The organism is Microbacterium sp. H6 (assembly GCF_003314775.1).
GTDB lineage: Bacteria > Actinomycetota > Actinomycetes > Actinomycetales > Microbacteriaceae > Microbacterium > Microbacterium oxydans.
Genome location: NZ_QOAY01000060.1, coordinates 15,747 through 29,084, shown reverse-complemented (window position 1 = coordinate 29,084; position 13,338 = coordinate 15,747). Strand labels below are relative to the sequence as shown.

Here is a 13,338-nt window from a genome sequence, read left to right as displayed (position 1 = left end):
CGGTCGCATCCGTCGTGACGACGGCGATCCCCGTCGCCCCCGCCTCCAGCACGACGTTGGGGAAGCCCTCGCGCAGGGTCGGGAGGCAGAGGGATCGCATCAGGGGATAGTACATCGATGTGTCCGGCACGGCCCCGAGCACGATCGGGGCCCGCCGCAGTCGAGAGAAGGAACCCAGTTCCGCACCGTCGACGCCGCCCACGATCAGCAGCTGGTATGCCGCCCCGCGATCGTCCAGGAGGCGGCAGGCCTCGGCGAGGACCTCGAGGCCCTTGTCGTGGTTGAGTCTGCCGACGAAACCGATGACGGGGACACCGGGCAGGAGGCCATCGACCTGCGCCGCCGTGTTGCCGGGGGCGAAGCGATCCACATCCACACCGTTGGAGCTGCCTCTGCCGCGCACGGTGATGCGTGCGGCCGGCGCGAGCCGCAGGGACACGACGCGCTGTCGGAGACTCGGACTCACCGCCAGCGTGGTGGTCGCGAGGCGGATCGTCAGACGCTCCATGATCGTCAGCACCCGGCGAGTCATCCCCGCTGCGGTCTCCAGTCGGAGCCCGCGCAGGTGATACACACGAGTGCGAACGCCGAGCAGTCGGGCGGCGGTGATGCCGAGCAGGCCTGCTTTCGGAGTGCCGACGAAGACGACGTCGGGCCGGAGGCGGCGGATCAGCCGCATCCAGTCCCGCAGCCCTCGGACGTCCCCGACGATGTCGATCTCTCTGGCCATAGGGAGCGGATGCACCGAGACGCCGGGAGACGATGCGAGCGCCTCGAGTCTCTCGCCGGGCGAGCTCGCGACGTGCACCTCCCATCCGTCAGCGACCAGCCGCTGCGGCAGCCCGGACAGCAGGCCGATGGAGACGTCCGCCGTGACGCCGATCAGTATGCGAGCGGTCGCGGCCGGGGTCACGAGTCCTTGCTCCGGAACCACGCGACGGTCTTCGCGATCCCTTCCTCGAGCGGGACGGGCTGCACGTCGGGGAACAGCTCCCGCAGACGAACGCCGTCGGACTGGGAGGCACGTACATCGCCAGGACGCGGATCGACGTGCTCGACACTCACCGTGCGGCCGGTCTGATCTTCGATGACGGTCACCAGCTCGCGCAGCGTGGTGTTGGTTCCGAACGCGAGATTCACGGGATGTCCCGACGTCACGCGGTCTCGGACGGCGACCATGAGCGCATGCGTCACCGTGTCGACGCTCGTGAAGTCCCGCGACTGCAGGCCGTCGCCGTGGATGGTGAGCGCGCGCCCGGCGAGGGCCGCGTCGACGAACCTCGGGATCACGGCGGCGTACACATGGTCGGCCGGCTGGTAGGGACCGTAGACGTTGAAGAAGCGGAACGCCAGGGTCGGAAGACCGTAGGAGTACTGGTAGGCCAGCACGTAGGCCTCTCCCCCGAGCTTGGTCGCCGCGTACGGGCTCATCGGCCGCGTCCAGTCGAACTCCGACTTCGGCAGAGCGGGGTTGGCGCCGTACACGGAGCTCGAGGATGCCATCACCACGTAGGCGTTCTCGCGCCGGGCCGCTTCGAGCACGGTCAGCGTCCCCGTCAGGTTGGCGACGTGAGAGGCGACGGGGTCGTCGATGGACCGCGGGACGCTGCCGAGCGCGCCCAGGTGGACGACCGCGTCCGCGCCGACCGTGGCGGCGGCAACCGCTTCGGCATCGGCGACGGACCCGCGGTGCAGCGTGATCCGCGTTCCGGCGAGGTTGGATTCGCGTCCCGTGCTGAAGTCGTCCAGCACGTGGACATCGACATCGGGCGCCTCGTCGTTGAACCGTCGCACGAGGTTCGAACCGATGAACCCGGCACCGCCGGTGATGACTACCTTCACGAGCTGTGACTCTTTCCTGTTGTTCTGTGGATACGAGCGGGCACTCCCACCAGTGTCACCCGTGCAGGGGCGTCCTTGGTCACGCACGCAGCCGCACCGACCGTGACGTCCGCACCGATGCTCAATCCCTGCAGCACCACCGATTTCGCGCCGATGAGCACGCGCTCTCCGATGCGCACGTCCCCCGACACCACCGATCCCGGATTCAAGGACACCGTATCCGCGAGGACGCTGTCATGGCCGACGATGGCTCCCGGATTCAAGTGAGCGTGTCGTCCGACCCGGACATTCGTCGACACCAGCACACCGGCGCACACGACCGTGCCGACGCCGATCGTCGTCAGGGACCCGATCGACGCGCCGGGGTGCACCAGCGTCTCCGCCCGGTCGCTTCCCACCCGCGCGGCGATGTGCGCGCGATGTTCGGGCGACCCCACCGCGATGACGAATGACGACGCCGGGTGCGCGGCGAGTGCCGCATCGATGGTGCCGAGATGGCGATGGCCCCGATCGGCCAGACGCTCCAGAGCGAGAGGGCTGGGGGCGTCGTCGGCGAAACCGAGCACGTCGAAGCGGGGCGACACCGCGTTCAGGGCTTCGACGACGTCCAGCGTCTCGCGCGCGAAGCCTCCGGCGCCGAGGATGATCAGCTCACGCATCGGCATCCTTCAGACCTCGGAACTCCGGCATCGTCGCGTGCCCGTCGGCGCTGACCCCGTCACGGCGCACCACGACGGCGACCGTGCGCCACAGGATCCAGAGGTCGAGCCTCATCGATCGTGTGTCGACGTACTTCACGTCGAGCTGCAACCGCTCATCCCAGTCGACGGTGTTCCGACCGCTCACCTGCGCCAACCCGGTGACCCCTGGTCGCACCTCATGCCGACGAGCCTGCACTGGCGTGTACCGGTCGAGGTAGGAGACGAGGAGAGGGCGTGGACCCACCAGGCTCATATCGCCGAGCAGCACGTTCCAGAAGGTCGGCAGCTCGTCGAGGCTGGTGCCGCGCAGCAGACGCCCGAACGCGGTCAGCCGCGCCGCGTCGTCGGCGGTGCCGACCGCAGGATCGGCGGGGCGCATGGTGCGGAACTTGTAGAGGGTGAAGACCTTCCCCTCGCGTCCCGGCCGCGGCTGCCGGAAGATCACCGGGTGACCGAGGTTCACCAGCACCAGCGCGGCCACGATGATCTGCAGGGGAAGGGAGAGGATCAGGACCACGGCGGCGACACCGAGGTCGAGCGTGCGTTTGGCCGCATCGAAGAAGACTCTGCTCATGCGCGCTCAGCCAGGAAACCGCGGATCAGGGTCTGCACACGCTCCATCTGCTCCTCGGACAGCGCCGACCCCGACGGCAGCGTGATGCCCACGCGGAAGAAGCGCTCCGAGACCCCGTTCACCGCGGCCGGGGCCTCGGCGAAGACGGGCTGCAGGTGCATCGGCTTCCACAGCGGTCGGGATTCGACGTCATGAGAACCGAGGTGCGCGGAGAGCTCGGAGGCACTCCAGCCGGTGACGTCCTCGTCGACGAGCACGGCGGTGAGCCACGCGTTGTCCTCGGCATCGTGGTCTCCGCCGAACACCGAGACGCCGTCGACGTCCGCGAACAGCGCGCGGTACTCGTCGCGCCAGCGGTGACGTCGGCGGATCATGTCGTCGAGGCGGGACAGCTGTGCGCGACCGAGCGCGGCGAGGAGGTTGCTGAGCCGGTAGTTGTAGCCGATGTCGGTGTGCTCGTAGTGCGCGACCGGCTGTCGCGCCTGCGTCGCGAGATAGCGGACGCGATCTGCGATCTCCGCGTCATCGGTCACCAGCATGCCGCCGCCGGAGGTCGTCATGATCTTGTTGCCGTTGAAGGAGAAGACCGACGCGCGCCCGAAGCTGCCTGCGGGTCGGCCGCCGCGGCGGGCTCCGAGCGACTCGGCGGCATCGGCGAGCACCGGGATCCCGTACGCGTCGGCGATCTGCTCGATCGCCTCGAGATCGGCGACCTTGCCGAGCAGGTCGACGGGGACGATCGCCTTCGGCGGTGTGCCCTTCGCCTCGAGTTCCGTGATGACCTCGCGGAGCAGGCCCACATCCATGTTGCCCGTCACCGGGTCCGCGTCGATGAAGTACGGCGTCGCGCCCGTGTAGGCGATCGCATTGGCGGTGGCAGCGAACGTGAAGCTCGACGTGACGACGATGTCGCCGGCACCGACCCCGAGCGCGAGAAGTCCGAGGTGGAGCCCTGCCGTCCCCGAGCTCAGCGCGACCGCGTGGCGCACTCCGACCCTGTCGCACATCTCGCGCTCGAAGGCGTCGACGTCCGGACCGAGCGGAGCGACCCATCCGGACCGCAGTGCGGCGACGATCGCCTTCTCCTCGAGCTCGCTGACATCGGGAGACGACATGTAGATCCGGTCGTTCATCGCGGGAGGTCTCCTTCTCGACCATGGGCGGACACGGCAGCCTCTGCGGGAACGAGCCGGCGCATCCAGCCGCCGAGGTCGAGCGCCTCCGGGCTGATGCTCCCGATCGATGTGTGCTGGATCTGGGGGTGGAAGGGTCGTTCGACGACCTCGTCTTCACCGACCAGTTCCTCGTGCAGCTTCTCGCCTGGGCGCAGACCTGTGTAGACGATCTCGATGTACTCGCCGGACATCGCGATCATGCGTTGCGCGATGTCGAGGATCTTCACCGGCTCACCCATGTCGAGGATGAGCACTTCGCCCGGCCGGCCGATGCTTCCGGCCTGGATCACCAGTTGGCACGCTTCGGAGATCGTCATGAAGTATCGAGTGACCTCCGGGTGGGTCACGGTCACGGGCCCGCCTGCCTCGATCAGGGTCCGGAACATGGGGAGCATGGAGCCCCTGCTGCCGATCACGTTGCCGAAGCGCACGGAGAGGTACCGCCGATGCGAGCTCTTCGCGGCCCACACCGTGAGCTTCTCCGCCACGCGCTTGGAGTGTCCGAGAACGCTCGAGGGGTTCGCCGCCTTGTCGGTGGAGATGTTCACGAACGTCTCGACATCGACATCGAGGGCGGCTTCGAGCACGTTCCGGGTGCCGAGCACGTTCGTCTTCCAGGCCTCTTCGGGATACTGCTCGAGCATGGGCAGATGTTTCAGCGCCGCAGCGTGGAAGACGACTTCGGGGCGATGACGACGGAAGATCTCGCGGAGCGATTCGACATCGCGGATGTCGGCGAGGACGACATCCTCGGTGTCGAGAAGGCCGTGACCGGAGATGCTGAGCTGGCTTCCCTGCAGGCCGCTCTCGTCGCGGTCGAGCATGACGAGCACGTCCGGACCGAACTGCGAGAGCTGGCGGCAGAGCTCGCCGCCGATCGACCCGCCGGCCCCGGTGACGAGCACACGCTTCCCCGTCACGTATCCCGCGATCGACTTGACATCGGTGTCGACGGGTTGACGGCCGATGAGGTCTTCGATGCTGACATCCCTCAGGTCCCGGATGCGGCTCGCGCCCTGCAGGACCTTGTCGAGTTCGGGGAGCACGAGCACGTTGAGACCGGCAGCGTTGCCCGCGTCGGTGACGCGACGCAGCAGTGCGGCGTCGGCGCGTCCTACCGCGATGATGAGCTCCGTCGCGCCGCTCAGCTCGACGGCAGCCCTCAGCTGAGCGAGCGTCCCGAGGACGGGAACCCCCTTGACCCGCAGGTTCCGCTTCTTGAGGTCATCGTCGATCAGACCGACGGGACTGAAGACCGGCTCCTTCGTCTCGTTGAGCATTCGGCTGATCAGCTGCTGGCCCACCCACCCGGCGCCGAACACCAGCACCTTGCGCGATCCTCCCGGAACGTCATCGCTCTTCCGGCTGAAGACGAGCGGCACGTAGCGGAAGACCAGCATCAGGACCAACGCGATCGCCGTCACGGAGAGGGCGGTTCGAAGGGCCTCCGCCGGCTGACGCATCCAGACGAGCAGCACGACCCCCATGAGGACACCCACGAGGAGCGCGGCGAGCCCCAGTGCGCGGACTTCCTCGATGGAGCCGTACAGGTAGCGCCCGCGATACAGGTGAAGGACGAACCCGGCAGCGAACTGCGCGGCGATGAGGCCCGCGATCACGATCAACGCGAACGGCCACACCGTCAGCGGGACGAGGAAGTCATAGCGCAGCAGCACCACCAGCAACGCGGCGATGGCCCACGCCACCGCGTCCGGGATCAGCCGATTGACCGTACGGATACCCGTACCTTCTCCGATGCTCATTCGTTCCCTCCGTGTCGGTCAGCCGTCGCTCCGACCGTCGTGCGGCCCCCCATCACGAAGCGGAGACCGGCGTATGCGACGGCCAGCGCCAAGCCGATGAGTGCCCCCACCGGGAGCACGGTCACCGCGAGCGGCTGGACGGGCGCCACCGGCGTCACCGCTTCGAACGTCTCCGCGCTGACGCCGGATCCGGCCTGCTCCGCCGCGGACTCGGCGATCGCGGTCGCCATGGCCGCCGCCGTCCGAGGGTCCGTGTGCGAGACGGTCACCGCGGTGATCGAAGTCTCCGGACGCCACGTTGCGGAGACGCGGTCGGCGAGTTCGCTCCGCGATACGCCGAAGTCCTCGGCGATCGGGGCGAGGACGCTCTCCGAACGGGCGCGGACGGCAGCATTCGAAGCCACTGTGCGAGGGACGAAGGTCTCCCGGGTGTCGCCCGCGCTGAACACGATCTCCGCTTCCGCCTCATAGGTCGGAGGCGTGAAGACGAGCACCGCCGTCGAAGCGAGCACGCTCAGCAGGAAGACGGCCGTCATGCCCACCCATGCGCGTCTGAACGCGCCGAACCACTCCTCCGGCGACATGCTTCTCCTCTTCGAACCACATGGGCACGGAACGACTCTGTAATCCAGCATCCCAATACATCGGAGTCGGACGGTCAAAACACGCCAACAATCCCGATGTACGACGCTGCCGCTCCTGCGCGGTCTAGTCATTCTATTGGATGAAATGTCGCACCCCATGCCGACATCGCCCGAGCCCGACGCCGTCGTGAGCGCCCGCTGCACGACAAAGGGGCCGGACCCGAAGGTCCGACCCCTTTGCGAGGAAGCAGGTGCTTACTTGATGATCTTCGTGACCGTACCGGCGCCGACGGTGCGTCCACCCTCACGGATGGCGAAGCCGAGGCCCTCCTCCATGGCGATCGGCTGGATCAGCTCGACCGTCATGTCGGTGGTGTCGCCGGGCATGACCATCTCGGTGCCCTCGGGCAGCGAGATGACGCCGGTGACGTCGGTGGTGCGGAAGTAGAACTGCGGGCGGTAGTTCGTGTAGAACGGGTTGTGACGCCCACCCTCGTCCTTGGACAGGATGTAAGCGGTGCCCTCGAAGTCGGTGTGCGGCGTGACCGAACCCGGCTTCACGATGACCTGGCCGCGCTCGACGTCCTCACGCTTGGTGCCGCGGAGCAGCAGACCACAGTTCTCGCCGGCCCAGGCCTCGTCGAGCTGCTTGTGGAACATCTCGATACCCGTGACCGTGGTCTTGACGGTCGGACGGAGTCCGACGATCTCGACCTCGGAGTTGATGGCCAGCGTGCCACGCTCGGCGCGACCCGTGACGACGGTGCCACGACCGGTGATCGTGAAGACGTCCTCGACGGGCATCAGGAACGGCTTGTCACGGTCACGCTCCGGGTCCGGAACGCTGTCGTCGACAGCCTGCATCAGGTCCAGGATCGCCTGGGTCCACTTCTCGTCGCCCTCGAGGGCCTTGAGAGCCGAGACGCGGACGACAGGAGCGTCCTCGTCGAAGCCCTGGCCTGCGAGCAGCTCGCGGACCTCGAGCTCGACGAGCTCCAGGATCTCCTCGTCGTCGACCATGTCGGACTTGTTCAGCGCGACCAGCAGGTACGGAACGCCGACCTGCTTGGCGAGCAGCACGTGCTCACGCGTCTGAGCCATCGGGCCGTCGGTGGCGGCGACCACGAGGATCGCGCCGTCCATCTGAGCCGCACCGGTGATCATGTTCTTGACGTAGTCGGCGTGGCCGGGAGCGTCAACGTGCGCGTAGTGGCGCTTGGGGGTCTCGTACTCGATGTGCGAGATGTTGATGGTGATTCCACGCTGGCGCTCTTCCGGCGCCGAGTCGATGGAAGCGAAGTCACGCTGCACGTTGGTGTCGGACGGGAACTTGTCAGCAAGCACCTTCGAGATCGCTGCGGAGAGCGTGGTCTTGCCGTGGTCGACGTGACCGATCGTTCCGATGTTGACGTGCGGCTTGGTCCGCTCGAACTTGGCCTTAGCCACTGGGTCCTCCTCAGGACGTCGTTGTAGAGGTGACCGGGCACTGGTTTGCGACCGGTTCTCTACGGGTTAGGTTCTCAGTTTAGTAGAGAGGGAATGTGAAGTTGTAGGTGACCTGGGAACCCCGGGTGCTTCGACAGGCTCAGCGACCCAGGGCTCCCAGAAGAGCGATTACTCGCCCTTGGTCTTCTGGACGATCTCGTCGGCCACAGCGCGGGGCACCTCAGCGTAGCTGTGGAACTCCATCGAGTAGACGGCACGGCCCGAGGTCTTCGAGCGCAGGTCGCCGATGTAGCCGAACATCTCGGACAGCGGGACCTGAGCGCGGACGACCTTGACGCCGGCAGCGTCTTCCATCGACTGGATCTGGCCACGACGCGAGTTCAGGTCGCCGATGACGTCGCCCATGTACTCCTCAGGAGTACGGACCTCGACGGCCATCAGCGGCTCGAGCAACACGGGGTTGGCACGACGCGCGGCCTCCTTGAAGCCCATGGAGCCCGCGATCTTGAACGCCATCTCCGAGGAGTCGACGTCGTGGGCCGCACCGTCGACGATGGTCGCCTTGACGCCGACCATCGGGTAGCCCGCGAGCACACCGACGTTCATCGCGTCCTGGAAACCGGCGTCGATCGAGCCGATGTACTCACGAGGGATGCGACCACCGGTGACGGCGTTCACGAACTCGTAGGTCTTCTCGGAGTCGAGGTCGAGCGGCTCGATGGTGAACTGGATCTTGGCGAACTGTCCAGAACCACCGGTCTGCTTCTTGTGCGTGTAGTCGTGCTTCTCGACGGTCTTGCGGATCGTCTCGCGGTACGCCACCTGCGGCTTGCCGACGTTGGCCTCGACGTTGAACTCGCGCTTCATGCGGTCGACGAGGATGTCGAGGTGCAGCTCGCCCATGCCCTTGATGGTCGTCTGACCGGTCTCGGGGTTGAGCTCCGTGCGGAAGGTCGGGTCCTCTTCAGCGAGCTTCTGGATGGCGACACCCAGCTTCTCCTGGTCGGCCTTGGTCTTCGGCTCGATCGCGACCTCGATGACGGGCTCCGGGAACGTCATCGACTCGAGGACGACGGGCGCCGTCGGGTCGGTGAGGGTGTCACCCGTGGTGGTGTCCTTGAGGCCGATGACCGCGTAGATGTTGCCGGCGGTGACCGAGGGGACCGGGATCTCCTTGTTGGCGTGCATCTGGAAGATCTTCCCGATGCGCTCCTTCTTGTTCTTGGTCGAGTTGACGACGGCCGAACCGGAGTCGAGGTGGCCCGAGTAGACGCGCACGTAGGTGAGGCGACCGAAGAACGGGTGCACGGCGACCTTGAACGCGAGAGCTGCGAACGGGTCATTGGCGTCGGGGTGACGCTCGATGATCGTGTCGTAGTCCTTCGGGTCGTGCGCCTCGATCGAGCCCACGTCGAGCGGGTTCGGGAGGTAGTCGACGACCGCGTCGAGCATCGGCTGGACGCCGCGGTTCTTGAACGCGGAGCCGCAGAGCACCGGGTAGATCTCGCTCGCGACGGTCAGCTTGCGGATGGCGCCCTTGATCTCGGCGACCGTGAGCTCCTCGCCACCGAAGAACTTCTCCAGCAGCGCGTCGTCGGTCTCGGCGACGGTCTCGAGGAGCTGCTGACGGTACTCCGCCGCCTTCTCCTTGAGGTCTTCCGGGATCTCCTGGATCTCGTAGGAGGCGCCCATGGTGACGTCACCCTTGGAGTCTCCGGCCCAGACCAGTGCACGCATCTCGATCAGGTCGACCACGCCGATGAAGTCGCTCTCCGCGCCGATCGGCAGCTGGATCACGAGCGGCTTGGCGCCGAGGCGGTTGATGATGGTGTCGACCGTGAAGTAGAAGTCGGCGCCGAGCTTGTCCATCTTGTTGACGAAGCAGATGCGCGGGACGTTGTACTTGTCGGCCTGACGCCAGACGGTCTCGGACTGGGGCTCGACGCCCTCCTTGCCGTCGAACACGGCGACCGCACCGTCGAGCACGCGGAGCGAACGCTCCACCTCGACCGTGAAGTCCACGTGGCCGGGGGTGTCGATGATGTTGATCTGGTTCTTGTTCCAGTAGCAGGTCACGGCGGCAGACGTGATCGTGATGCCGCGCTCCTTCTCCTGCTCCATCCAGTCGGTGGTCGAGGCGCCGTCGTGCGTCTCGCCGAGCTTGTGGTTGACGCCCGTGTAGAACAGGATGCGCTCGGTCGTCGTGGTCTTGCCGGCATCGATGTGCGCCATGATGCCGATGTTGCGGACCTTGCTCAGGTCCGTGAGCACGTCTTGTGCCACAGGAGTGTCCTTATCTTTTGGAGCAGGTGTACTGCGAAGAGGGGGTGCCGGCCCCTCGGCGGGTGGCCGAGGGGCCGGCGGAGCTGTTTACCAGCGGTAGTGAGCGAACGCGCGGTTCGACTCGGCCATCTTGTGCGTGTCCTCGCGGCGCTTGACCGCGGCACCCAGGCCGTTCGACGCGTCGAGGATCTCGTTCTGCAGACGCTCGGTCATCGTCTTCTCACGACGGCCCTTCGCGTAGCTCACGAGCCAGCGCAGTGCGAGCGTGTTGGCGCGGTGAGGCTTGACCTCGACCGGCACCTGGTAGGTCGAGCCACCGACGCGGCGGCTGCGGACCTCGAGGGTCGGGCGCACGTTGTCGAGCGCCTTCTTCAGGGTGGCGACGGCGTCCTGACCGTTCTTCGCCTCGACACCGCGGAGGGCGCCGTAGACGATCGACTCGGCCAGCGACTTCTTGCCGTCGACGAGGATCTTGTTCACCAGCGAGGTGACGATCGGTGCGCCGTATACCGGGTCGTTGACGACGGGGCGCTTGGGGGCTGGTCCCTTACGAGGCATCTAACTCAACCCTTCTTCGCGCCGTAGCGGGAACGAGCCTGCTTACGGTTCTTGACTGCCTGGGTGTCCAGGGCGCCGCGGACGATCTTGTAACGCACACCGGGGAGGTCCTTGACACGACCGCCACGCACGAGCACGAGCGAGTGCTCCTGCAGGTTGTGGCCCTCACCGGGGATGTACGCGGTGACCTCGGTGCCGTTGCGGAGCTTCACACGAGCGACCTTGCGCATCGCGGAGTTCGGCTTCTTCGGCGTGGTGGTGTAGACGCGGGTGCAGACCCCGGCCTGCTGCGGGTTCGACTTGAGCGCCGGCGCCTTGGTCTTGGTGACCTTGGGCGAGCGACCCTTGCGAACCAACTGCTGAATGGTTGGCACGTTCTCTCCTCATAGTGCTGCACGGTGACAGCGTGATGGGTTTCACATCATGACCCACCGGCACGCCGGAACCGACGAGCTTTTGGTGTGATGGGTATGCCGTGGGGGCAGACCGACAGGTGCCGGCGCCCAGTGCGCACGCGGAGGCGTGCACACACCTGATCAAGTGTAATGCCGCGTAACGTAGCGGTCAAATGGGCGTGCCTGCGCTCGCACCTCAGGGCAGGTCGGGGTCGAACGGCGAGTCGAGCGATTCGGTCAGCTCGGCCAGCAGAGCCTCGATCTGCGGCTCGACGTGCTGCGAGACCGCGGCCTGGATCGAGATCCGGTGCCGCAGCAGGATGCCGCAGATCTCGCGGCCCACCAGGTTGGCGTACTCGTCGGCGAGTGCCACCTCCTGCCGGAGCGCGATCTTGGCCTCCTCCGTGAGCGGAGGCAGCGCGGGGAGCTCCGCGGCAGAGTCGTCCGCGAGCCCGGCGATGGTGAACAGGAACGGGGCGCCAGGAACCGGATCGGGATCGAGCGGGAGGCCGTCGAACTCGGGGTCGAGATCCTCCGCCGGGCGATAGCTGCGGGCACGGTTGCGCGCGGCCTGCTGGTCGAGTTCGCGCTGCAGCATCGGCAGGTTCCTCGCCGTGTACTCCGCGACGGCATGATCGACGATGGTCTTGATCCTGGTCGACAGCCCGTGCTGCACCCCGTGCGGCACGTTCGCCCCGATGCCGGCCGCCGAGAGGATCGGAGAGCCGAGACACCGACGACACGGCGCGACGCGACCGCGGTGGGTCGCCGGCTCCCAGCGCGGCACCCAGCGCAACCAGGCTTCGACGGCCTGGTCGACCTGCGTCTCCAACGAGCGCTCCACTCCACCAGCGTACGGCGCGTCGCCCCTCGCCGTCGCGATTTCCCCAGCCCGGCGGGGCGAAGACGGACGAGCGCCCGAAGGTCACTCCTCCTCTTCGCGCTCCCAGGGCCAGCGTGGATGCTCCGCACGGGTGCGCCGCAGGGCGATACCGCCCCACCCGGCGATCAGCGCAGCCAGCACGATGACAGCGCTCGCACCGCCTCGCACCAGGTCTCCGGCGACCGCAGTCGCGAGCACGAGATCTCCGTCGCCGATGAGTACGGCGAACCAGACCACGACGAGGTGGGCGAGTCCCGCCGTCAGGGCGATCGCGACCGTCGCCACATAGGAGGGCTGCGACCGACGCAGCGTCGACCACAGGACGAGGGCGAAGGAGACGACGGCGGCGATCATCCCGGCCACTCCCGGCACCTGGCCCAGGTTCGGGACCGCGATGATGTCGGTGTCCGTGGCGACGCTCACCGCTCCGAGCCCGAAGACGGCGAGCGCGAAGAAGCCGATGGTGGCGAGGACCACCGCCAGGATGGCCGAAACCCCCGCGGACTCGGGTCCGCGGGGGTTCGGCGTGGTGGAGTTCGTGATTACCTCGCCAGCGTCGGGCCGGCTTCGAGCGTGCGCTCGTACTCGCGCTGCGCCTCGGCGTTCAGCTCGGTCTTGCGGGCGCCACTGCGTGCGACCCACGCGCCGAACCAGATCGTGAGCTCGCGGGCGAACACGAATGCCGCGATCGCGAGCGGAGCGAGCAGTTGCTCGCCGACGAGGTCGAGCCCCTGGCTCGAGCTGAGCTTCCAGAACGGGGCTTCGAAGAGCTGCCCGAGGATGTGGCCGCCGTACGCGATGACGCCGACGATGAGACCGAAGACGACCCAGAGTCCCCAGCGACCGCGGTTGATGATCGCGCCGAGCAGCCAGAACCCGAGGAAGAACACGACGACGGGCGTCCAGAACCCCCAGGTGGACAGCGGGGCGACAGCACTCTGACCGATGTTCTCTCCGGTCACGTCACCGGCGATCGCGCCGAGACCGAGCCATGCACCGAGGTACAGGACCGCGAAGACGAGGGTGGCGAGAAGCCCGATGGCCCCTGCCGTGCCGCGGTTGCCCCGGTCACGGGGAGGCTCGGGAGCCTGGACGAAGATCGGCTGCGGCTGCGCTGCGGCCGCGACCACCAGC

General features: G+C 67.1%; 13 protein-coding genes and 1 pseudogene. All 14 read right to left on the bottom strand.

The window, feature by feature from the left end; translation table 11 throughout:
• On the bottom strand, positions 1-913 hold a 913-nt coding region (locus DSP71_RS03850), incomplete at its 3' end, for a glycosyltransferase (protein ID WP_181800662.1).
• The gene (locus DSP71_RS03845; RefSeq protein ID WP_113680399.1) at positions 910-1,842 is read right to left on the bottom strand and encodes an NAD-dependent epimerase/dehydratase family protein; all 933 of its coding nucleotides are present in this window, start codon (positions 1,840-1,842) and stop codon (positions 910-912) included. The genes DSP71_RS03850 and DSP71_RS03845, both read right to left, overlap by 4 nt.
• Positions 1,839-2,501, bottom strand: coding sequence for a NeuD/PglB/VioB family sugar acetyltransferase (locus DSP71_RS03840; RefSeq protein ID WP_179515822.1), 663 nt, complete (start codon positions 2,499-2,501; stop codon positions 1,839-1,841). Before DSP71_RS03840 ends, DSP71_RS03845 begins: the two co-directional genes overlap by 4 nt.
• Positions 2,494-3,117: a sugar transferase gene (locus DSP71_RS03835; RefSeq protein WP_061016832.1), complete on the bottom strand. Its 624-nt coding sequence runs from the start codon at positions 3,115-3,117 to the stop codon at positions 2,494-2,496. Before DSP71_RS03835 ends, DSP71_RS03840 begins: the two co-directional genes overlap by 8 nt.
• Positions 3,114-4,250 carry a DegT/DnrJ/EryC1/StrS aminotransferase family protein gene (locus DSP71_RS03830; protein ID WP_113680397.1) on the bottom strand — a complete coding sequence of 379 codons (1,137 nt, stop codon included), beginning with the start codon at positions 4,248-4,250 and terminating at the stop codon, positions 3,114-3,116. Before DSP71_RS03830 ends, DSP71_RS03835 begins: the two co-directional genes overlap by 4 nt.
• On the bottom strand, positions 4,247-6,055 hold the full coding sequence (locus DSP71_RS03825; protein ID WP_113680396.1) for a nucleoside-diphosphate sugar epimerase/dehydratase: 1,809 nt from the start codon (positions 6,053-6,055) through the stop codon (positions 4,247-4,249). Before DSP71_RS03825 ends, DSP71_RS03830 begins: the two co-directional genes overlap by 4 nt.
• On the bottom strand, positions 6,052-6,639 hold the full coding sequence (locus DSP71_RS03820) for a hypothetical protein (protein ID WP_061016826.1): 588 nt from the start codon (positions 6,637-6,639) through the stop codon (positions 6,052-6,054). The genes DSP71_RS03825 and DSP71_RS03820 overlap by 4 nt, the downstream gene beginning before the upstream one ends.
• 255 nt (positions 6,640-6,894) lie before the next feature.
• Positions 6,895-8,085 carry an elongation factor Tu gene (gene tuf, locus DSP71_RS03815; RefSeq protein WP_046747810.1) on the bottom strand — a complete coding sequence of 397 codons (1,191 nt, stop codon included), beginning with the start codon at positions 8,083-8,085 and terminating at the stop codon, positions 6,895-6,897.
• A 168-nt stretch (positions 8,086-8,253) separates the two neighbouring features.
• Positions 8,254-10,368, bottom strand: a complete 2,115-nt coding sequence (fusA, locus tag DSP71_RS03810; RefSeq protein ID WP_046747809.1) for an elongation factor G — start codon at positions 10,366-10,368, stop codon at positions 8,254-8,256.
• A gap of 87 nt (positions 10,369-10,455) precedes the next feature.
• Positions 10,456-10,926, bottom strand: a complete 471-nt coding sequence (gene rpsG / locus DSP71_RS03805) for a 30S ribosomal protein S7 (protein ID WP_017201608.1) — start codon at positions 10,924-10,926, stop codon at positions 10,456-10,458.
• Between the two features lie 5 nt (positions 10,927-10,931).
• Positions 10,932-11,300 (bottom strand): 30S ribosomal protein S12, encoded by a 369-nt coding sequence (gene rpsL / locus DSP71_RS03800; RefSeq protein ID WP_017201609.1) that lies wholly within the window; start codon positions 11,298-11,300, stop codon positions 10,932-10,934.
• A 217-nt stretch (positions 11,301-11,517) separates the two neighbouring features.
• On the bottom strand, positions 11,518-12,165 hold the full coding sequence (locus tag DSP71_RS03795) for a hypothetical protein (protein WP_046747808.1): 648 nt from the start codon (positions 12,163-12,165) through the stop codon (positions 11,518-11,520).
• A gap of 81 nt (positions 12,166-12,246) precedes the next feature.
• The gene (locus DSP71_RS03790; RefSeq protein WP_113680394.1) at positions 12,247-12,681 is read right to left on the bottom strand and encodes a hypothetical protein; all 435 of its coding nucleotides are present in this window, start codon (positions 12,679-12,681) and stop codon (positions 12,247-12,249) included.
• Between the two features lie 65 nt (positions 12,682-12,746).
• Positions 12,747-13,338 (bottom strand): annotated as a pseudogene (locus DSP71_RS03785) (ABC transporter); the annotation flags it as partial.